This window comes from Klebsiella sp. 18074 (assembly GCF_902705905.1).
Lineage (GTDB): Bacteria > Pseudomonadota > Gammaproteobacteria > Enterobacterales > Enterobacteriaceae > Klebsiella > Klebsiella terrigena.
Genome location: NZ_CACSIS010000006.1, coordinates 19,680 through 39,780, shown reverse-complemented (window position 1 = coordinate 39,780; position 20,101 = coordinate 19,680). Strand labels below are relative to the sequence as shown.

Below are 20,101 nucleotides of genomic sequence, written 5' to 3'. Positions count from 1 at the left end.
AATCCCGATGAGCTTACACCAGTAAGTGATTCGGGTGAGCGAACGTAGCCAACACACATGCAACTTGAAGTATGACCAGTATAACACGCTGATTTTTTTATAACATTTATTTCCATGCCGGCTGACGGCCGTAGCTTTGTGGTGGCGGCCAACAATATTGCTATTGATAGGGGAATAAAATGCACACACCTCTGGTTACGGTAGTCATTGAATCCATTTATAAAAATAAGTCCGGGGCGACGGTCATGCTGCCCGACTACATGGCAAAAGCGACGCCAGATATGGCGGGAGCTATTTACGCGCTGGCGTCTGAGGTTGCTAGCCTGGGCGGGAAACTTGTCCTAAGCGATCTCTTTCGCTCCCATGATATGCAACTCCAGGCGCATTTAGATTACATTAACGGCAAAAAAAAGGCCTATAGCCCGCCTCCCGGTGGGAGTTTTCATGAGGCCGGTAGAGCAATGGATATTGAGCTGGGAAAAACAGGAATGCCGCTGGCTAATTTTTGGTCGCTGGCTAAAAAATATAATATTGTGCCCATTATTTCCTCACCGGATATGTATAAAAACGAAGCATGGCATTTTGAATGCCGAGGGAGTCATCAGACCGTTATTAATTATTATCAGAATAAGTTCGGAAATAATTTCCCTGACCCTTATATGGCCGGCGCGGCTTCGGCCATTTTAGCCACGAATATTCCGGTCGACTTTTTTGGTGGTCAGCAGAAGGAGGCCCAGCTGCAGGCGCTACTGATTCGCTTAGGCGAGAATATAGGCAATATTGATGGCGTTATTGGCGGAAAAACGCAGGCTGCGCTCGCCGAACTTAAATTGAACGGAGCAAGCTTAAGCGATACGTTGAACGCGGTGGAGAATCTGGCGCAACACACTTTCCCCGAGGAGTATTCCACTCTCTACCCAACGCAATCCCAACCGCTATTCTTCGACACTAAAATTCCGCAACATCTCTCCTGGCAATAAAATCGCGGATATCGATTGATCGATACCTGCAGCTATCGGGTCTGAGAAGAGATGGTCTGTTGAATGCGGTTTGCGAACAACAGACCATTTGCTTGTAAGAGGATAAGGGTTCAGCGCCTTGAGCGCACCACCTGGTAGCGGCGGGTCAGGTACTCGACCGGTGCGCTCCAGACGTGGACCAGCCGGGTGAACGGGAATATCAGGAAGATAGTCATCCCCAGCACCAGATGGACGCGGTAGATAATCGCCACGCCGTCAAGATGCGCCGAAGCGCCGGCGTGGAAGGTCACCACCGCCTGCGCCCAGTCCACCAGTTTGAGCATCTCGCTACCGTCCGGGTGCCGGGCGGAGAAGGGGATCGTCGTCAGGCCAAGAATGCACTGAATCAGCAGGATGCTGAGGATCAGAATATCCGCCGTCGACGAGGTCGCCCGAATGCGCGGGTTGGTCAGGCGGCGGACCAGCAGGCCCGCGCCGCCGATAAGCGTCAGCACGCCGCAGGCGCCGCCGAGGATCATCGCCATTAGCTGCTTTTGCGACATCGGCAGGAACCACGAGTAGACCCAGTGCGGCGTCAGCATGCCGAAGAGGTGGCCGAAGAAGATGCCGAGAATGCCGATGTGGAACAGGTTTGACCACAGCACCATACCGCGCTTGTCGAGCATCTGGCTCGAGGAGGCGCGCCAGGTGTACTGGCCGTAGTCGTAGCGCAGCCAGCTGCCAAGCAGAAACACCGTGCCGCAGAGGTAGGGGTAGATATCGTAAAAAAAGACGTTGAGGTACTGTATCATTTCGGGCCTCCGGCACGGACGTCGACATACTGCGGCGCGACGTCCTGGCTAAAGCGTCGTTGATAGTTTTGCAGCGGGGAGCTGTCGCAGGCGGTGGATTTATCTTCGATAAATTTCACCTGCTCCTCTTCCCACACCGCATCCAGCGCCTGGCGGGTATCATCGCGCTTTTCACCCGCCACCTGCTTCGTGACACTGTCACTATTGAGTTTGCTGCCGGCCAGCGCCAGCAGCACGTCAAATAGCTGATAATACTCGCACTGGCGCTGCTTCAGCCGCCCGCCGAGCAGCGCCATAATCGGCGCGACGTTCTGCAATCCTTCGCGGCTGCCCTCCGGCGGCAGGGTGCTGAGATACTCCAGATACAGCGGTAAATGGTCCGGCAGCTCGCGGCAGTCGATTTGCAGGCCAGCCTGCTCGTACTGATTCATCAGGTCGACCATCGCCTGGCCGCGATCGCGAGACTCCGCGTGCACGTGCTCAAACAGCAGCAGCGAGGTGGCGCGCCCGCGTTCAAAGACTTCGCACCACTCGGCCTGACGGTCGAGCAGCGGCGCGGCCAGCAGCGGCTCAACAAATGCCAGCAGGGCCGGCGCATCGGCGCTGACCAGCGCCAGCGCCTCCTCGCGGTTGTCCCACAGCACGGCATCCGGGTACTCCAGCAGCAGACCTATGACCTTGAGGATCCGCATTAGTCTCTCTCCCCGATATTGATCGCATCGATACGCTGGCTGTTAAACAGGTTAAATTTGGTATCCGAGCCGTGACAGCCGTCGCCGAAGGTGAAGCCGCAGCCGTTTTTTTCCGGGAAGGCGTCCTCCGCCATTTCGCGATGGCTGGTGGGGATCACGAAGCGGTCTTCGTAGTTGGCGATAGCCAGGTAGCGGTACATATCCTCTACCTGCTCGACGCTGAGGCCGACCTCCTCGATGGCGCGGGTATCGGTGACGCCTTCTACGGTTTGGGAGCGCTTGTAGTGGCGCATCGCCATCATGCGCTTCAGGGCGCGCAGCACCGGGCCGGTGTCGCCCGCGCTCAGCAGGTTAGCCAGATACTGCACCGGAATACGCAGGCTTTCGACCGCCGGCAGAATGCTGCCGCTGTTCGGCAGGCCGCCGGCGTCGGCAACCGACTGGATCGGCGACAGCGGCGGCACGTACCAGACCATCGGCAGCGTGCGGTATTCCGGATGCAGCGGCAGCGCCAGCTTCCAGTCCATCGCCAGCTTATAGACCGGTGATTTCTGCGCGGCGTCGATGACGTTATGCGGGATCCCCTGCTTCAGGGCCTCCTCAATTACCGCCGGATCGTGCGGATTAAGGAACACGTCGCACTGACGTTCGTAGAGGTCGGTTTCATGCTCGGTGCTGGCCGCTTCTTCGATGCGGTCCGCGTCATACAGCAGCACCCCGAGATAGCGGATACGCCCGACGCAGGTCTCCGAACAGACCGTCGGCTGACCGGATTCGATGCGCGGATAGCAGAAGATGCATTTTTCCGACTTGCCGCTTTTCCAGTTGAAGTAGATTTTTTTGTACGGGCAGCCGCTGATGCACATGCGCCAGCCGCGGCACTTGTCCTGGTCGATCAGCACGATGCCGTCTTCTTCACGCTTGTAGATGGCGCCGCTCGGGCAGGTGGCGGCGCAGCTCGGGTTGAGGCAGTGCTCGCACAGGCGCGGCAGGTACATCATGAAGGTGTTTTCAAACTGGCCGTACATCTCTTTCTGCATCGCCTCGAAGTTGCGATCGCGGGCGCGCTTTTCAAACTCGCCGCCGAGCAGCTCCTCCCAGTTGGGGCCCCAGGTGATTTTATCCATCCGCTTGCCGCTGATCAGCGAGCGCGGGCGGGCGGTAGGCAGGTGCTGGCCTTCGGGGGCGGTGTGCAGATGCTGATAGTCGTAGGTAAAGGGCTCGTAATAGTCGTCGATCCCCGGCAGCACCGGGTTGGCGAAGATTTTAGACAGCACGCCGACGCGGCTGCCGAGGCGCGGCGTGAGCTTGCCGGTGATCCCGCGGATCCAGCCGCCTTGCCACTCCTCCTGGTCTTCCCAGTTTTTCGGATAGCCGATGCCGGGCTTGGTTTCGACGTTGTTAAACCAGGCATACTCCATGCCTTCGCGCCCGGTCCAGACGTTCTTACAGGTGACCGAACAGGTATGACAGCCAATGCATTTGTCGAGGTTCAGCACCATTCCGACCTGTGAGCGTATTTTCATTTTTTCGCCTCCTGTACCTGATCGCGACCTTCGTCATCCAGCCAGTTAATGTTTTTCATTTTACGAATCACGATGAACTCATCGCGGTTAGAGCCGACGGTGCCGTAGTAGTTAAAGCCGTAGGCCAGCTGCGCGTAGCCGCCGATCATATGGGTCGGTTTCGGGCAGATACGGGTGACGGAGTTGTGGATCCCGCCGCGCCGTCCGGTGACTTCAGAACCCGGAATGTTCATTATTCGCTCCTGGGCGTGGTACATCATGGTCATTCCGGGCGGCACGCGCTGGCTGACCACCGCGCGGGCGGTGAGGGCGCCGTTGGCGTTGAATGCCTCAATCCAGTCGTTATCCTCAATTCCCAGCTCCTTAGCGTCGGTTTCGCTGAGCCAGACGATCGGCCCGCCGCGCGACAGAGTCAGCATCAGCAGGTTTTCGCTGTAGGTGGAGTGGATGCCCCATTTCTGGTGCGGCGTCAGGAAGTTCAGCGCTTTTTCCGGGAAGCCGTTGGGCGGGATCTCCTTCATATGGCTGACGCTGCGGGTGTCTATCGGCGGTCGATAGACCACCAGGCTTTCGCCAAAGGCGCGCATCCACGGGTGATCCTGATAGAGCTGCTGGCGGCCGGAAAGCGTGCGCCATGGGATCAGCTCATGCACGTTGGTATAGCCGGCGTTGTACGACACGTGCTCGCTCTCAAGGCCGGACCAGGTGGGGCTGGAGATGATTTTGCGCGGCTGGGCCTGGATATCGCGAAAGCGGATCTTCTCATCCTCTTTGTTGAGCGCCAGGTGGGTGTGATCGCGCCCGGTAAATTCGCCGAGGGAGTGCCAGGCCTTCACCGCCACCTGACCGTTAGTTTCCGGCGCCAGGCTGAGGATCACTTCGCTGGCGTCTATCGCGCTATCGATGCGCGGACGACCTTTGGCCGGACCGTCGAGCTTGACGTAGTTCAGCTTGCCGAGGAAATCGATCTCATCCTGGGTATTCCACGAAATCCCCTTGCTGCCGTTGCCCAGCTTGTCGAGCAGCGGGCCAAGGGAGGTGAAGCGCTCCCAGGTCGCCGGGTAGTCGCGCTCAACCACCGCGATGGTCGGGGCGGTTTTCCCGGGGATCAGATCGCACTCGCCCTTGTGCCAGTCGAAGACGTCAAAGGGCTGCGACAGCTCCCCCGGGGAGTCATGCTGCAGCGGCAGGAGCACCACGTCGGTCTCTTTATCAAGATGGCCGACGCAGACCTCGGAGAAGGCTTTAGCGATATCTTTGTAGATTTCCCAGTCGCTTTTCGCATCCCAGGCCGGGTCAACGGCGGCGGAGAGCGGATGGATAAACGGATGCATATCCGAGGTATTCATATCGTCTTTTTCATACCAGGTGGCGGTCGGCAGGACGATATCGGAGAACAGACAGGTGCTCGACATGCGAAAATCGAGGGTCACCAGCAGGTCGAGCTTGCCCTCAATGGCGGCGGTCTGCCACTCCACCTCTTCCGGCTTCACCTCGTCCGTCGCTCCCAGCTCATCGCCCTGAATGCCGCTGTCGGTGCCCAGCAGGTATTTGAGCATGTACTCGTGACCTTTCCCGGACGAGCCCAGCAGGTTGGAGCGCCAGATAAACATGTTTCGCGGATGGTTTTTGCCGTTATCCGGCTGCTCGCTGGCAAAGCGGATATCGCCGGATTTCAGCGCCTGGGCGGTGAAGTCGGCGGGAGAGAGTCCGGCGGAATCGGCCTGCTGCTTAATGGTCAGAGGGTTGACGCTCAGCTGCGGCGCCGACGGCAGCCAGCCCATGCGCTCGGCGCGGACGTTAAAATCAATCAGGTGGCCGCTAAAGCGGCTGGCGTCGGCCAGCGGCGACAGTAGCTCCTGGGCGGTGAGTTTTTCGTAGCGCCACTGGCTGGAGTGGTTGTAGAAATAAGAGGTGCTGTTCATCTGGCGCGGCGGGCGGTTCCAGTCGGTGGCGAAGGCCAGCGGCAGCCAGCCGGTTTGCGGGCGCAGCTTCTCCTGGCCCACGTAGTGCGACCAGCCGCCGCCGCTCTGCCCGACGCAGCCGCAGAACACCAGCATGTTGATCATCCCCCGGTAGTTCATATCCATGTGATACCAGTGGTTGACGCCGGCGCCGAGGATAATCATCGAACGACCGTGGGTCTTATGCGCGGTATCGGCGAACTCCCAGGCGATCTGCTCGATGTGTCGGCGCGACACGCCGGTGATCTCCTCGGCCCAGGCCGGGGTGTAGGCTTTAAGATCGTCAAAATCCTGCGCCGCGTTGGCATCATCGAGGCCGCGATCGAGACCGTAGTTGGCGAGCACCAGATCGTAAACGCTGGCCACCAGGCCGCTTTCACCGTTTGCCAGCGCCAGCTGCTTCACCGGCAGCTGATGGATGAGCACCGGCTCCTGCTTCACGCTGCGAAAGTGCGGGTTTTCGTTACCGCCAAAGTAGGGGAAGCCCACTGCGGCGACGGAATCCTTGATATCCAGCAGGGAGAGCCGCAGCTCGGTCTCCCTGCCGGCCGCCAGCTGCTCGAGGTTCCACTTGCCTTTCTCACCCCAGCGAAAGCCGATCGAGCCGTTGGGCGCCACCAGCTCCCCTTCGGCGTTGAAAGCGACGGTTTTCCACTCCGGGTTGTTGCTTTCGCCCAGCCCGTCCAGCAGGTCCGAAGCACGCAGCATGCGCCCGGGCACCCAGGTGCCGTCGTCGCGCCTGTCGAGCATCACCAGCATCGGCATATCGGTGTAGTGGCGACAGTAGTTGAGGAAGTAATCGCTGGGGTTATCGAGGTGGAAGCGCTTGAGGATCACGTGGCCCATCGCCATTGCCAGCGCGCTGTCGGTACCCTGTTTGGGCGCCAGCCACTGGTCGCAGAGCTTGGCGACTTCCGAATAGTCCGGGGTGATGGCGATGGTTTTGGTGCCTTTGTAGCGCACTTCGGTGAAGAAGTGGGCGTCCGGCGTACGGGTCTGCGGGACGTTAGAGCCCCAGGCGATAATGTAGCTGGAGTTGTACCAGTCGGCGGATTCCGGCACGTCAGTCTGCTCGCCCCAGGTCATCGGCGAGGCGGGCGGCAGGTCGCAGTACCAGTCATAGAAGCTCAGGCAGGTTCCGCCGATCAGCGACAGATAGCGGGTACCGGCGGCGTAGGAGACCATCGACATTGCCGGAATGGGCGAGAAGCCGGCCACGCGGTCCGGGCCGTAGTTTTTAATGGTCCAGACGTTGGCGGCGACGATCAGCTGATTGAGCTCTTTCCAGGTCGAGCGAATGAACCCGCCTTTGCCGCGGGCCTGCTTGTAGCTCAGGCATTTTTGCCGGTCCTGCATGATGCTGTTCCACGCGTTCACCGGGTCCGGGTGCTGCGTCAGCGCCTCGCGCCACAGCTCAATCAACCGCTTGCGCGCCAGCGGGTACTTCAGACGGTTGGCGCTGTAGAGGTACCACGAGTAGCTGGCACCGCGCGGGCAGCCGCGCGGCTCGTGGTTCGGCAGGTCAGGGCGGGTGCGGGGATAGTCGGTCTGCTGGGTTTCCCAGGTGACGAGCCCGTTTTTAACGTAGATCTTCCAGCTACATGAGCCTGTACAGTTTACGCCGTGCGTGGAGCGGACAATCTTATCGAACTGCCAGCGCTGACGGTAGCTATCCTCCCAGTCACGGTTGGTGTTGTACACCTGGCCGTGGCCGTTGGCAAAGCTTTCGCCTTTTTGCTTAAAGTAGCGAAAGCGATCCAGTAGTTTGCTCATGACATTATCTCCTGACGGGGGATTGCGCCCCCGTGGTTACACTGCTCAACATGTATTTCTTGTTCTGTTTATTTCGTTGCCGGCTTGCGGCGCCCGTAGACCAGCCAGGTCACCAGCACGCAAACCACGTAAAACACAAAAAAGATCTTCATGGCGCCGACCGGAGAACCGGTCATGGCCAGCGAGGTGCCAAAGGCTTTGGGGATGAAGAAGCCCCCCACGGCGCCAATGGCGGAGATAAAGCCGAGCGCGGCGGCGGTATCGGTCACCGCCTCATGCTGGGCCTGTTCGTCGGTCCCGCCGCGTTTTTTGACGCTATCGACGGTGATTTGTCGAAAGATCACGGCGATCATCTGGAAGGTGGAGCCGCTGCCGAGGCCGGCGGTGAGGAACAGCCCCATAAACACCACGTAAAAGGCGAGGAAGCTGCCGGAGCCGGAGCCCGGCAGGGTGAGAAACAGCAGGCCGGTAAACAGCGCCATCAGGACAAAGTTGGCAAGCGTCACGTTAACCCCGCCGAGGCGGTCTGAGATAATGCCACCAAACGAGCGGGCCAGGGCGCCGATAAACGGCCCGAAGAAGGCCAGTTGCAGAATATTGACGTCCGGGAACTGCGTTTTCGCCAGCATCGCAAAGCCGGCGGAGAAGCCGATAAACGAGCCGAAGGTCGCCAGGTACAGCAGGCTCAGCAGCCACATATGCGGACGTTTTAGCACCGGCAGCTGGTCGCGAATTGACGTTTTGGAACCGGCGATATCGTTCATGCCGAACCAGGCGGCGGCGGTGGCAATCAGCAGCAGGGGAACCCAGATCAGCGGCGAGTTGCCGAGCCAGAGGATCGAACCATCCGGCTGTTCGGTGCCGCGCACGCCGAGGAAGGTAAACAGCGGGAGGAACACGAAAATAGGCGACAGCAGCTGCATCACGCTGACCCCGAGGTTGCCCAGCCCGCCGTTAACGCCGAGCGCGCTGCCTTGCTTAGCCTTCGGGTAGAAAAAGCTGATATTGCCCATGCTGGAGGCAAAGTTGGCACCGGCGAAACCGCACAGCAGGGCGATGGTGATAAATATCCAGTACGGCGTCGCCGGGTCCTGCACCGCGAAGCCGAGCCACAGGCATGGGATCGCTAATATAACGGTACTGATTACCGTCCAGTAGCGCCCGCCAAATATTGGCACCATAAACGAATAGGGCACGCGTAATATTGCCCCGGAAAGCGAAGGAAGGGCGGTTAATAAGAAGAGTTGGTCGGTAGTGAAATTAAATCCGACTTTATTAAGATTGACCGCTACTGCGCTAAATAACATCCAGACGCAGAAGGCGAGTAGCAGGCAGGCGACTGAAATACAAAGATTTCTTCGCGCAATCTTTTTGCCTTTATTTTCCCAAAATGCCGGGTTTTCGGGTCTCCAGTCTTTTAAAAGGTAATGATTATCTTTCTCATTTTGTGTTGGCATATTGCCCTCGATTGCACCGTAACCAAAGAAAAGAGAGATCGGAAGAGCGGAAAATAGAAAATAAAACAGCGGTTGTTATGCAGGCTGGTCGTTTTAATTATTGTAATGTTTGAAAGAATAGATAAAAAAAGCGCGGCGGAAGAAAACACGCTGTGAATAGAGGGTTTTCATTTGTTACAAAATGTAAAATAGTTGTGAGGTTAAGGGGCTTGCTACCGCTTCCACAGAAGAGCCTCGTCGGGTGAAAGGTCTACGCCGCCTCCCGCAGGCGGCGGGGGCGTCAGGTCTGGGGCTTTTCAGGCGAACGTAGAAGCTCCATCTTTATATAATATTTTATATAACGACTAAAGGTGGCGTCATCAATCTCCTTCATTCCCAGCGCGTAGATGCCGTCCAGACCGCAAACGAGGGCGATGAGCCGCCAGGCAATGTTCTCCGCGCTATCGCCGGGATGAAACTCCCCGGCCACGGTTCCGCGCTGAATAATGTTGACGGTCTCTTCGTGCCACAGGCTCATGGTGAGCAGATAGGCCGCTTTGATGTCGCTATCGCTGCTGGAAAGCAGCTGCCCCTCGCGCCACAGGCGAATGTAAGGCTCCAGTCGGCCATCTTCGCTGCCGAGCATAGAAAACAGGCGCTCGTTCCAGCTCGCCGCATCGTCAACCAGCTGGATGGCCAGCATATCCCGAATCAGCTGGACGAAGGCGTGGGCCTTCAGCTCGCCGATGGAGGTGAAGTGGTGGTGCAGCTGCCCGGTGGCCACGCCGGCTTCGCCGGCTATCTGCCGAACGGTCATTGCGCCAAGGCCGCCGCGCAGGGCCACGCGCATCGCCGCCTGCAGGATAACTTCCCGCCGATCTTCCCGACTTAAATAGTTCATATTCTCCCGCCGCACAGTGGTTTTCATCGATAGTAACAAAAAGTTGGACAGTCGTTCAACAATCCGGCAGGATCGCATTCCTGGACGCGTGTCCAATTTAGTTAATTGAGGAAATGTAGTATGTCTCGGCAATGGTTAACGCTGATAGCGATTTTGCTGGTTTATCTGCCAGTGGCGATCGATGCCACGGTGCTGCACGTGGCGGCGCCAACGCTTAGCGTATCGCTGGGAACCAGCAGCAACGAACTGCTGTGGATCATTGATATCTATTCATTAGTGATGGCCGGTATGGTGCTGCCGATGGGCGCGCTTGGCGACAAAATTGGCTTTAAGCGCCTGCTGCTGCTCGGCAGCGGGATTTTCGGCGTTGCGTCGCTGGCGGCGGCCTTTTCCCCCAGCGCGATGGCGCTGATTGCCTCCCGGGCGCTGCTGGCCATCGGGGCCGCAATGATCGTCCCGGCGACGCTGGCCGGCATTCGTAACACCTTCGCCGAAGCCCGCCACCGCAACATGGCGCTGGGCCTGTGGGCGGCGATTGGCTCAGGCGGCGCGGCTTTCGGCCCGCTGGTGGGCGGAATGCTGCTGGAGCACTTCTACTGGGGATCGGTCTTCCTGCTCAACGTCCCCATCGTGCTGGTGGTTATGGCCTTCAGCGCGCGCATGGTGCCGCGCCAGCCCGCGCGACGCGAGCAGCCGCTCAATATGCTGCAGGCGCTGATGCTGATTACGGCGATCCTGATGCTGGTCTTTAGCGCCAAAACGGCACTCAAAGGGCAGCTTGAGCTGTGGATCACCGGACTGGTGGCCCTCGCCGGAGCGGGGATGCTGTTCTCCTTCGTGCGCCGGCAGCTCTCGTCGGCGAGGCCGATGGTGGATATGCGCCTCTTCACGCACCGCATTATTCTAAGCGGCGTGATGATGGCAATGACGGCGCTGATTACGCTGGTGGGTTTCGAACTGCTGATGGCGCAGGAGCTGCAGTTTGTGCACGGTAAAACGCCGTTTGAGGCCGGGCTATTTATGCTGCCGCTGATGGCGGCCAGCGGATTTAGCGGGCCGATCGCCGGGATGATGGTCTCGCGTCTCGGCCTGCGTCAGGTCGCCACCGGCGGGATGCTGCTCAGCGCGTTCAGCTTCCTCGGGCTGTCGATGACCGACTTTAGCAGCCAGCCGTGGCTGGCGTGGGGGCTGATGACGATGCTGGGCTTCAGCGTTGCCAGCGCGCTGCTGGCCTCCAGCGCGGCGATTATGGCCGCCGCGCCAAAAGAGAAGGCGGCCGCGGCGGGAGCGATTGAAACGATGGCCTATGAACTCGGCGCCGGGTTGGGCATAGCGCTCTTTGGCCTGATCCTGACCCGCAGCTACAGCGCGTCGATTGTATTACCGAACGGTATTGACGGCGGCGCGGCGGAGCAGGCCGCATCCTCTATCAGCGAGGCGATAAATCTGGCCCAGTCGATGCCCGCTATTCCGGCCCATGCGCTGGTTGAGGCGGCCAAAACGGCGTTTATCAGCGCCCACAGTATCGTCCTGGCGACGGCCGGCGTCCTGCTGCTGCTGCTGGCAATGGGGATCTGGCGCAGCCTCGCGAAGGTGCCGCCGGTGAGTGACGCCCTATAGCTGGAGAGAGAGATCCATGGCGGCCCGGCGCAGCGGCGCCAGGGCCAGCTCTTTTAGCGCCCCGGCGCTCATCGCGGGCGCAGGCACGCCAACGTTGAGCGCCGCCACCACCTGGCCGCCGCGCGACAGCAGCGGCACCGCCAGCGAGCACAGCCCAACCTCAATCTGCCTGTCCGCAAGCGCGTATCCCTGCATGCGGACTTTAGCAATTTCCTCGCGCAATCCCGGCAGATCGCACACCGTATGCGGGGTGTAGCGCATTAGCACGGCCCGTGACAACGTCACCTCAAGCTGCTCTTCCGGCAGCGCGCTGAGCAGCACCCGGCCCATCGAGGTGGCCCAGGCGGGCAGGCGGCTGCCGCGCCCGATGTCGACGCTGAGCAGGTTGTTGACCGCGGCTCTGGCGATATACAGCACGTTATCCCCATCCAGGGTGGCGGCCGAACAGGACTCGCCCAGCGTTTTGCCTAGCGTATCCAGCGCGGTCTGCGCCACTTTTGCCAGCGGCGTGCCGGCAAGGTAGGCGTGGCCCACCGCCAGCACGCGCGGCAGCAGCTCGTAGCTGCGGCCATCGGGGCTGTGCACCATCCCGAGCGCCGCCAGGGTATAGAGGCAGCGGCGCACGGCGGCGCGAGAAATTTGCGTTTTCTGGCTGAGCTGCGAAATGGTCAGCCGCTGGCGCTGGGGTGTAAAGGCGTTGAGCACCTCCAGCCCGCGCGCCAGCGACAGCATAAAGTTTGGGTCGTGTTCGGCCTGCCTGGCGCTGAGGGTGGTTGGGGGTCTATCGCTCATTGAATTCCTCTCCATTCGAAGACAAAGCTCGCGGGCACCACTATACCCTGCGCGCAACGGGCGGCGGCGGAATGTGCGCGTTTTTCCACCCGGATCACATTATTAACCTCAATTTAACAAGCGCGTCGATAATCGCACAACATTTCGATTATCGCCGTTGACCGTGCCGGCGAGTGCCCCCTATTGTCAAAGGCATCGTCACCTCCCGTTATGGTTGGGGGCACAAAAAGTTATACCCGATAGCGTTTATGCAGCCGCCGCGCCTGGCCACCTTACCGGGGCCGCCGCGGGCGCTGCGCGAACGCTCCCGGGTCCGGCTATTTCACGATTGGGAACAGAAGATGACCGCGACCGTAGAACGCATTGAAAGCTGGCTGGTTGATGTCCCGACCATTCGCCCGCACAAACTCTCAATGGCCACCATGGGCTGCCAGACGCTGGTGATTATTCGCCTCACGCGCTCCGACGGCATCTGTGGGATCGGCGAGGCGACCACCATTGGTGGCCTGAGCTATGGCGTCGAAAGCCCGGAGGCCATTGTCTCCGCCATTACCCACTATCTGACGCCGCTGCTCAAGGGCCAGCCGGCGGATAACCTCAACGCGCTCACCGAGCGCATGAACGGCGCCGTTAAAGGCAATACCTTTGCCAAATCGGCGATTGAGACCGCGCTGCTCGATGCCCAGGGCAAAGCGCTGGGGCTGCCGGTTTCGGCGCTGCTGGGCGGGGCGCTGCAGACCTCGCTGCCGGTGCTGTGGACGCTGGCGAGCGGCGATACCGCGAAGGACATTGCTGAAGGCGAACGGTTGCTGAGCGAACGCCGCCATCAGGCGTTCAAGCTAAAAATTGGCGCCCGGGAGCTGGCTACCGACCTCAGGCACACCCGCGCGATCGTCGAGGCGCTGGGCGACCGGGCCAGCATCCGGGTTGACGTCAACCAGGCGTGGGACGCCACCGCCGCGGCCAGGGGCTGCCGCGAGCTGGCGGCGATGGGGGTCGACCTTATCGAACAGCCGGTTAGCGCGCAGGATAACGCCGCCCTGGTGCGCCTTAGCCACCGCGTCGAGACCGCGATCCTGGCGGATGAAGCCGTCGCCACCCACTATGACGGCTACCGCCTGGCCCAGCAAGGATTCAGCGGTGCCTACGCGCTGAAGATTGCTAAAGCCGGCGGTCCGGCCAGCGTGCTGGCCCTCGCGCGGGTGGCGCAGGCGGCGGGCATTGGCCTGTACGGCGGCACCATGCTGGAAGGGAGCGTCGGCACGGTGGCATCGCTGCACGCCTGGTCAACGCTGCCGCTGCAGTGGGGAACCGAGATGTTTGGCCCGCTGCTGTTGAAGGACGACATCATCAGCGTGCCGCTGACCTTCGCCGAGGGGCAGGTCGTTCTGCCGCAGACGCCGGGGCTCGGCGTCGAGCTGGACGAAGATAAGCTGCAGTTTTATACCCGTAAAGCGTAAGCGCGCACAGGAGAGAGAAATGCTGTTCAAAGTGGATATGACCGTCAATATTCCGCTGGGGTTTCCCGGCACCGAAATTGAGGAGATCAAGCTGCGCGAAAAGGCCTACTCGCAGCAGCTGCAGCGGGAAGGTAAATGGCGACATATTTGGCGCGTCGCCGGGCTGTACGCCAACGTCAGTATTTTTGACGTGCGGGATGCCGAAGAACTGCATCAGATATTAATGGCTCTACCGCTGTACCCGTTTATGGAAATACGCGTGGAGGCGCTCTGCCGTCATCCATCATCGATTCGTGAAGACGATAAATAATAATAATTAACCTCGCGCCGGTTTATATCGGCGTAAACCCTACAAATAAGCTGCAAGCAATAAGTGAGAATCGTTATGAAAAATTCTTTCGTACAACAAGAAGCCGTGCAGAAATTATTACGTGAAAGCGCCGGCCTGAACGTTCCCGGCGGCAACGAGCGCTTTAAAGCTATCGTCCATCGCATCCTCGAAGATATGTGCACCCTGATCGATGATTATAATATTAGCCAGGAAGAGTTCTGGCACGCGGTGAACTATCTCCACGAGCTGGGCGGGCGTCAGGAGGCGGCGCTGCTGGCGGCGGGCCTCGGAATCGAGCACTTCCTCGACCTGCGCCAGGACGCTATCGAAGCCGCCCAGCACCGGGAAACCGGCACCCCGCGCACGATTGAGGGGCCGCTGTACGTCGCCAACGCGCCGCTGAGCGATGGGCACGCGCGAATGGATGACGGCAAAGATGCGGGAGAGGTCATGTGGCTGCATGGCCAGGTTTGCGACACCCAGGGGCGCCCGGTTGCGAACGCCGTGGTCGATATCTGGCACGCCAACACCCTCGGAAATTACTCCTTCTTCGACCAGAGCCAGGGGGAATATAACCTGCGCCGCCGCATTCGTACCGGCGCCGACGGCCGCTACAGCGTGCGCAGCATCATGCCTTCCGGCTACGGCTGCCCGCCGGATGGCCCGACCCAGAAGCTGCTTGACCAGCTGGGGCGCCACGGCAATCGCCCGGCGCATATACACTTCTTCGTCTCGGCGCCGGGCCACAGGCATTTAACCAGTCAGATTAACCTCAATGGCGATAAATACCTGTGGGATGACTTCGCCTTTGCTACCCGCGACGGGCTGATCGCCGATCCGGTTAAAATCACCGATCGCGAGCTTATCCAGCAGCGTAAGCTCGACGGCGCGCATACCGAAGTGTGCTTTGATTTCACCCTCTGCCCGGCGCTAAACGCCGATGAAGAGCAGCGCGGCACCCGCCTGCGCGCGCAGGAGTAAGCCGCTCTTTTAACCCGGGCAGCGGCGTCGCGCCCTGTCCGGGCTACCGGTACCATCGCCTTAATTAATCCGTACCGCGTCGTCATTATCTCACCACCGCCTTTTAATCCTGAATCATGCAGGAGGACCTGACTCATGCAAAAAACGTACGCAACGTTAAAAGCTAAAATTAGCAACGCATTAATTGTTGACCGTGAAAAGCATATTTATCGCTGTCATCGTTCAATATTTACCGACAGCCAGCTATTTGATTTTGAAATGAAGCATATATTCGAAGGCAACTGGGCGTTCCTCGCCCATGAAAGTCAAATTGCCGAGGCCGGAGATTATTATACCCTGACCCTCGGGCGCCAGCCGGTGATTATTACCCGGGATAAACAGAACCAGCTCCATGCGCTTATTAATAGCTGCGCGCACCGCGGCGCCATGCTGTGTCGGCGCAAAACCGGGAATAAAAACTCCTTCACCTGTCCGTTCCACGGCTGGACCTTTGGCAATAGCGGCAAGCTGCTAAAAGCGAAAGACGAGAGCACCGGCGGCTACCCGGAGACGTTTAAGCACGAGGGTTCCCATGACCTGAAAAAGCTCCCGCGCTTTCAGTCCTACCGCGGCTTTCTGTTCGGCAGCCTCAGCGACGACGTGCAGCCGCTGGAGCAGTATCTCGGCGAGACCCTGAAGATTATCGATCTGATGGTCGATCAGGCGGCCGAAGGGCTGGAGGTCCTCAAAGGCTCCTCGAGCTATGTTTATGAGGGTAACTGGAAGCTGGGGGCGGAAAACGGCGCCGACGGCTACCACGTCAGCGTGGTGCACTGGAACTACGCCTCAACGATGTCGCGGCGCAACTACGAAGCGGAAGGGACGCACTCGGTGGACGCCAACGGCTGGTCGAAAAGCCTCGGCGGCGGCTACGGCTTTGAAAACGGCCATATGCTGCTGTGGACCCGCGCGCTCAATCCGGAGGTGCGTCCGGTTTACGCGCACCTGCCGCGCCTGCAGGCGGAGTTTGGCGAGCTGCGCGCTGACCAGATGGTCAACGAGACCCGCAACCTGTGCCTCTATCCTAACGTCTACTTAATGGATCAGTTCTCCACTCAGATCCGCGTGATCCGCCCGATCGCGGTCGACAAAACCGAAGTGACCATCTGGTGCTTTGCGCCAAAAGGGGAACCCGACGAGGCCCGTGCCCTGCGTATTCGCCAGTACGAGGATTTCTTTAACGTCAGCGGAATGGGCACCCCGGATGACCTCGAAGAGTTCAGCGCCTGCCAGCGCGGCTACCTCGGCGAGAGCCTGGCGTGGAGCGACCTCAGCCGCGGCGCGCTGCACTGGGTCGATGGCGCGGATGAACACGCCCGGCACGCCGGATTTACGCCGCTGCTGAGCGGAGTCAAGTCGGAGGATGAAGCCCTGTATATCGCCCATCACCACCACTGGCAGAACGTGATGCTGGCGGCGCTTGATAAAGAGCAGCAGCGCTACGACCAGTCGATTACCCAGCGCGTGGAGGTGGCGTAATGTTGACGCTTGAACAGGTTCGCCAGTTTCTCTACTACGAAGCCCGCCTGCTTGACGACCGCCAGTGGGACGAATGGCTGACGTGCTACAGCCCGAAGGTGGTGTTCTGGATGCCGGCGTGGGGCGATGACGACCGGCTCACCCGCGACCCACAGCGCGAGATTTCGCTGATCTACTACCCCAACCGCGACGGGCTTGAGGACCGGGTATACCGCATCAAAACGGAACGCTCCGGCGCCAGCACCCCGGAGCCGCGGACCACGCACATGATAAGCAACGTGGAGCTAATGGGCGAAGGCGAGCAGGGCCTGGAGGTGCGCTACAGCTGGGTGACCTGGAGCCATCGCTACCAGCAGACCGATGCCTATTTTGGCTCGACCTGCTGCACTCTCACCGTCGAGGACGGCAGGCCGCAGATTGTGCGAAAAACCGTGCGCCTGAACAACGACTACATCCGTCAGGTCATCGACGTTTACCATATTTAAGAGGGGCTTATGACCTTTAATATTGCGCTCAATTTTGAGGACGGCATCACCCGCTTTATCCACTGCAACCCCGGGGAGAAGGTGCTGGATGCCGCCTATCGACAGAAGGTGAATTTGCCGATGGACTGCTCGGACGGCGTCTGCGGCACCTGTAAATGCCGCTGCGCCAGCGGTGATTACGCCCTCGGCGATGACTATCTCGAAGAGGCGCTGAGCGACGAGGAGGCCGCCGCGCGCCAGGTGCTGACCTGCCAGATGATCCCGACCAGCGACTGCGTGATTGACGTGCCGGTGGCGGCGGCGCAGTGCAAAACCGCGCTGGCCAGCGTCGGCGCGGCGGTGGTGGCGGTGAACGCCCTGTCGGAGAGCGCCCTTGAGCTGGTGGTCGCGCTTGACGAAGCGCTGGCGTTTCTGCCGGGGCAGTACATCAATATTCAGGTGCCGGGTACCCCCCACGTGCGGGCCTACTCCTTTAGCTCCCTTTCCGGGGCGCGCGAGGGCCGTTTTCTGATCCGCAACGTGCCCGGCGGCATCATGAGCCAGTGGCTGACGCAGCGCGCACGGCCCGGCGAGCGGCTGATCCTCAGTGGGCCGATGGGTAGCTTTTATCTGCGCGGCGGCGAGCGTCCGCTGCTGATGCTCGCCGGCGGAACCGGCCTGGCGCCGCTGCTGTCGATGCTGCACACCCTCGTGCAGCAGGGTAGCACCCGCCCGGTAACCCTGGTGTACGGCGTAACCCGCGATAGCGATCTGGTCAAAACCGAGGCGCTGGACGCCTTCGTCGGCCAGCTCTGTGGCTACCGTTGGCTGCCGGTGGTGGCCGACCCGCAAAGCGGCTGTCCGCAGCGTGGGTTTGTCACCGACCATCTCGATGAATCCATGCTTAACGCCGGGGATGTTGATATCTACCTCTGCGGTCCGCCGCCGATGGTTAACGCGGTCTCCTCCGCGCTTCGCGACCGCGGCGTTGAGCCGGCCGGTTTTTGGTATGAAAAGTTTATTGCCAGCCAGAGCGCGGCGGCATAAGGAGAGAGCATGCGATTTCAGGATAAGGTAGTGGCGATCACCGGCGCGGCCCAGGGGATCGGCCGCCAGACGGCTGAGCAGGCGGCGCGCGAGGGCGCGCGGCTGCTGCTGATCGACCGCTCCCGCTACGTACACGAGCTGGCGGCGGCGCTGGCGGAGTCCGGCTGCGACGTGCTGGCGCTGGAGGCCGACCTTGAGCAGTGGGCGAGCACCGAGCAGGTTTTTGCCGAAGGTGTGGCCCATTTCGGCCGCCTCGACGTACTGATCAACAATATTGGCGGCACCATCTGGGCGCGGCCCTTCGCCGAATATCAGCCGCAGCAGATTGAACAGGAGATCCGCCGGTCGCTGTTTCCGACGCTGTGGGGCTGCCGGGCGGCGCTGTCGTGGATGCTACGGCAGGGCAAGGGCGCTATCGTTAACGTCTCGTCCGTGGCGACCGCGGGAGTGAACCGGGTTCCCTATTCAGCGGCCAAGGGCGGGGTCAACGCGTTGACCCGCTCGATTGCCATGGAGTACAGCGACAGCGGCATTCGCATCAACGCGGTGGCGCCCGGCGGCACCGAGGCCCCGGCGCGCCTGACGCCACGCAATAGCGAGACGCCAACGGCGCAGGAGCAGGCCTGGTATCAGCAGGTGGTCGATCAAACGGTGCAGAGCAGCCTGATGCATCGCTACGGGACGCTGGCGGAACAGGCAAACGCGATCCTGTTTCTCGCCAGCGATGAGGCAAGCTATATCACCGGCGTTACGCTGCCGGTGGCCGGGGGCGATCTCGGCTAGCGTCGGGTCGCGTACCAGCAGAGTAGGGAGCCGGCGCAGACCATGCCGGCTCCCTGCCAGAACGACCACGACAGGGATGCGCTCAGCAGAACCGCCGCCAGCGCCGATGAGAGCACCGGCGTAAAGTACGATGCCGCCGCCAGCAGGCTGACGTTGCCGTGGAGGATCCCCACGTTCCACGCCGCGTAGGCCAGCCCCAGAGCCACCGCGACCATCACCAGCTTGATAACCACCGGCCAGCTAAAGTTCATCGGTGGCTGCTCGCTGAACAGAAATTTCAGCCACAGGGTCAGCGCCGTTAATAATACGAACAGGGTGATACCGTTTTTGCCTTTCGCATATTTGGCGGTGACCGTGCAATAGGCCGCCCAGATAAAGGCGCCGACAAATGCCAGAATATAGCTCAGGGGGCTGGAGACGACGTTGCTGATAATTTCATCAATATTCAGGCCATGCTCACCGCCTAATACCCAAATGACGCCAAACAGCGCAATAAATAAGCCGGGAATAACCAGCCAGGTGCTTTTCTGCTGATTAAAGAGAATGGCGAATAAAATCGTCAGGCTGGGCCACAGATAGTTGACCATACCCACTTCGATCGCCTGCTGGCGGGTGCCGGCAAAGCCCAGAGAAAGCGCGAGGCAGATTTCATAGCTGACAAACAGCAGGCTGCCGGCCAGTAAATAGGGGCGCGGGAACTGACGCAGCTGCGGAAAGCCAACGGTAAACACCAGCAATATACCGCTGAGGCTGTAGATCATTGCCGCGCCGCCTACCGGACCTAACCCTTCGCTCACCCCGCGAATCAAACCGACCATGGTGCTCCACAGTACAATAGCCACCAGTCCGGTTAACGTTGCCTTTTTCTTTTCCATCTTAAACCTGATGCCAATACCAATTAAGCTTCGATTTATAACACTTTTCTATTCCGCCTGGCCGATATTTTCGTTAGGCGTTAATACTAAGTGAGTAATTAAACCTGCGAGGTCTGACTATTAAGGGGGCGACCGTTTTCGACATTGATTTGGCGCAATAAAAACAG

The 20,101-nt window shown here is 60.0% G+C and carries 16 protein-coding genes and 1 pseudogene; 9 read left to right on the top strand and 8 right to left on the bottom strand.

All coding sequences use genetic code 11. The features are described from left to right. Positions 1-179: 179 nt before the first annotated feature. Positions 180-980, top strand: a complete 801-nt coding sequence (locus GVK32_RS07810; protein WP_159869937.1) for a D-alanyl-D-alanine carboxypeptidase family protein — start codon at positions 180-182, stop codon at positions 978-980. A 110-nt stretch (positions 981-1,090) separates the two neighbouring features. Here GVK32_RS07810 and narI read toward each other — a convergent pair whose 3' ends face one another. The 6 genes from narI to GVK32_RS07780 form a co-directional block, all read right to left on the bottom strand. Continuing rightward, positions 1,091-1,771 carry a respiratory nitrate reductase subunit gamma gene (narI, locus tag GVK32_RS07805; protein ID WP_041145407.1) on the bottom strand — a complete coding sequence of 227 codons (681 nt, stop codon included), beginning with the start codon at positions 1,769-1,771 and terminating at the stop codon, positions 1,091-1,093. After that, positions 1,768-2,463 carry a nitrate reductase molybdenum cofactor assembly chaperone gene (gene narW / locus GVK32_RS07800; protein WP_159869934.1) on the bottom strand — a complete coding sequence of 232 codons (696 nt, stop codon included), beginning with the start codon at positions 2,461-2,463 and terminating at the stop codon, positions 1,768-1,770. Before narW ends, narI begins: the two co-directional genes overlap by 4 nt. Then, a complete protein-coding gene (gene narH, locus GVK32_RS07795) occupies positions 2,463-3,989 on the bottom strand; it encodes a nitrate reductase subunit beta (RefSeq protein WP_159869931.1) in 1,527 nt (508 codons plus the stop codon). Before narH ends, narW begins: the two co-directional genes overlap by 1 nt. After that, complete coding sequence (locus GVK32_RS07790; protein ID WP_159869928.1) at positions 3,986-7,726, bottom strand: nitrate reductase subunit alpha; 3,741 nt, start codon at positions 7,724-7,726, stop codon at positions 3,986-3,988. The genes narH and GVK32_RS07790 overlap by 4 nt, the downstream gene beginning before the upstream one ends. Before the next feature lie 68 nt (positions 7,727-7,794). After that, positions 7,795-9,183 carry a NarK family nitrate/nitrite MFS transporter gene (locus GVK32_RS07785; protein WP_159869925.1) on the bottom strand — a complete coding sequence of 463 codons (1,389 nt, stop codon included), beginning with the start codon at positions 9,181-9,183 and terminating at the stop codon, positions 7,795-7,797. A 280-nt stretch (positions 9,184-9,463) separates the two neighbouring features. Then, the gene (locus tag GVK32_RS07780) at positions 9,464-10,063 is read right to left on the bottom strand and encodes a TetR family transcriptional regulator (RefSeq protein ID WP_159869922.1); all 600 of its coding nucleotides are present in this window, start codon (positions 10,061-10,063) and stop codon (positions 9,464-9,466) included. A 120-nt stretch (positions 10,064-10,183) separates the two neighbouring features. Between GVK32_RS07780 and GVK32_RS07775 the strand changes: the two genes are divergently transcribed. Then, complete coding sequence (locus GVK32_RS07775; RefSeq protein WP_159869919.1) at positions 10,184-11,683, top strand: MFS transporter; 1,500 nt, start codon at positions 10,184-10,186, stop codon at positions 11,681-11,683. On the opposite strand, the pseudogene GVK32_RS07770 reads toward GVK32_RS07775, so the two are convergent. Then, positions 11,678-12,564: pseudogene (locus GVK32_RS07770) on the bottom strand (IclR family transcriptional regulator C-terminal domain-containing protein). The gene GVK32_RS07775 and the pseudogene GVK32_RS07770 sit on opposite strands and share 6 nt — an antisense overlap. Positions 12,565-12,816: 252 nt before the next feature. On the opposite strand from GVK32_RS07770, the gene GVK32_RS07765 reads away from it, so the two are divergent. The 7 genes from GVK32_RS07765 (at position 12,817) to benD (ending at position 19,059) form a co-directional block, all read left to right on the top strand. Then, positions 12,817-13,935 (top strand): muconate cycloisomerase family protein, encoded by a 1,119-nt coding sequence (locus GVK32_RS07765; protein ID WP_159870192.1) that lies wholly within the window; start codon positions 12,817-12,819, stop codon positions 13,933-13,935. Between the two features lie 19 nt (positions 13,936-13,954). Then, positions 13,955-14,245 carry a muconolactone Delta-isomerase gene (gene catC / locus GVK32_RS07760; protein ID WP_159869913.1) on the top strand — a complete coding sequence of 97 codons (291 nt, stop codon included), beginning with the start codon at positions 13,955-13,957 and terminating at the stop codon, positions 14,243-14,245. A 75-nt stretch (positions 14,246-14,320) separates the two neighbouring features. Continuing rightward, positions 14,321-15,247 (top strand): catechol 1,2-dioxygenase, encoded by a 927-nt coding sequence (catA, locus tag GVK32_RS07755; RefSeq protein ID WP_041145416.1) that lies wholly within the window; start codon positions 14,321-14,323, stop codon positions 15,245-15,247. Between the two features lie 135 nt (positions 15,248-15,382). Beyond that, the gene (locus GVK32_RS07750; RefSeq protein WP_159869910.1) at positions 15,383-16,765 is read left to right on the top strand and encodes a Rieske 2Fe-2S domain-containing protein; all 1,383 of its coding nucleotides are present in this window, start codon (positions 15,383-15,385) and stop codon (positions 16,763-16,765) included. Further along, a complete protein-coding gene (benB, locus tag GVK32_RS07745; RefSeq protein WP_133599862.1) occupies positions 16,765-17,250 on the top strand; it encodes a benzoate 1,2-dioxygenase small subunit in 486 nt (161 codons plus the stop codon). The genes GVK32_RS07750 and benB overlap by 1 nt, the downstream gene beginning before the upstream one ends. Positions 17,251-17,259: 9 nt before the next feature. After that, positions 17,260-18,276 (top strand): benzoate 1,2-dioxygenase electron transfer component BenC, encoded by a 1,017-nt coding sequence (gene benC / locus GVK32_RS07740; protein WP_159869907.1) that lies wholly within the window; start codon positions 17,260-17,262, stop codon positions 18,274-18,276. Between the two features lie 9 nt (positions 18,277-18,285). Continuing rightward, positions 18,286-19,059 carry a benzoate diol dehydrogenase BenD gene (benD, locus tag GVK32_RS07735; protein WP_159869904.1) on the top strand — a complete coding sequence of 258 codons (774 nt, stop codon included), beginning with the start codon at positions 18,286-18,288 and terminating at the stop codon, positions 19,057-19,059. On the opposite strand, the gene yddG is transcribed toward benD, so the two are convergent. After that, positions 19,056-19,934, bottom strand: a complete 879-nt coding sequence (gene yddG, locus GVK32_RS07730; protein WP_159869901.1) for an aromatic amino acid DMT transporter YddG — start codon at positions 19,932-19,934, stop codon at positions 19,056-19,058. The two genes, benD and yddG, sit on opposite strands and share 4 nt — an antisense overlap. Positions 19,935-20,101: the final 167 nt, after the last annotated feature.

Bases quoted from the DNA above. Each gene is read 5' to 3' on its own strand.
- GVK32_RS07810 (WP_159869937.1), top strand. From the start codon at position 180: ATGCACACACCTCTGGTTACGGTAGTCATTGAATCCATTTATAAAAAT.
- narI (WP_041145407.1), bottom strand. From the start codon at position 1,771: ATGATACAGTACCTCAACGTCTTTTTTTACGATATCTACCCCTACCTC.
- narW (WP_159869934.1), bottom strand. From the start codon at position 2,463: ATGCGGATCCTCAAGGTCATAGGTCTGCTGCTGGAGTACCCGGATGCC.
- narH (WP_159869931.1), bottom strand. From the start codon at position 3,989: ATGAAAATACGCTCACAGGTCGGAATGGTGCTGAACCTCGACAAATGC.
- GVK32_RS07790 (WP_159869928.1), bottom strand. From the start codon at position 7,726: ATGAGCAAACTACTGGATCGCTTTCGCTACTTTAAGCAAAAAGGCGAA.
- GVK32_RS07785 (WP_159869925.1), bottom strand. From the start codon at position 9,183: ATGCCAACACAAAATGAGAAAGATAATCATTACCTTTTAAAAGACTGG.
- GVK32_RS07780 (WP_159869922.1), bottom strand. From the start codon at position 10,063: ATGAACTATTTAAGTCGGGAAGATCGGCGGGAAGTTATCCTGCAGGCG.
- GVK32_RS07775 (WP_159869919.1), top strand. From the start codon at position 10,184: ATGTCTCGGCAATGGTTAACGCTGATAGCGATTTTGCTGGTTTATCTG.
- GVK32_RS07765 (WP_159870192.1), top strand. From the start codon at position 12,817: ATGACCGCGACCGTAGAACGCATTGAAAGCTGGCTGGTTGATGTCCCG.
- catC (WP_159869913.1), top strand. From the start codon at position 13,955: ATGCTGTTCAAAGTGGATATGACCGTCAATATTCCGCTGGGGTTTCCC.
- catA (WP_041145416.1), top strand. From the start codon at position 14,321: ATGAAAAATTCTTTCGTACAACAAGAAGCCGTGCAGAAATTATTACGT.
- GVK32_RS07750 (WP_159869910.1), top strand. From the start codon at position 15,383: ATGCAAAAAACGTACGCAACGTTAAAAGCTAAAATTAGCAACGCATTA.
- benB (WP_133599862.1), top strand. From the start codon at position 16,765: ATGTTGACGCTTGAACAGGTTCGCCAGTTTCTCTACTACGAAGCCCGC.
- benC (WP_159869907.1), top strand. From the start codon at position 17,260: ATGACCTTTAATATTGCGCTCAATTTTGAGGACGGCATCACCCGCTTT.
- benD (WP_159869904.1), top strand. From the start codon at position 18,286: ATGCGATTTCAGGATAAGGTAGTGGCGATCACCGGCGCGGCCCAGGGG.
- yddG (WP_159869901.1), bottom strand. From the start codon at position 19,934: ATGGAAAAGAAAAAGGCAACGTTAACCGGACTGGTGGCTATTGTACTG.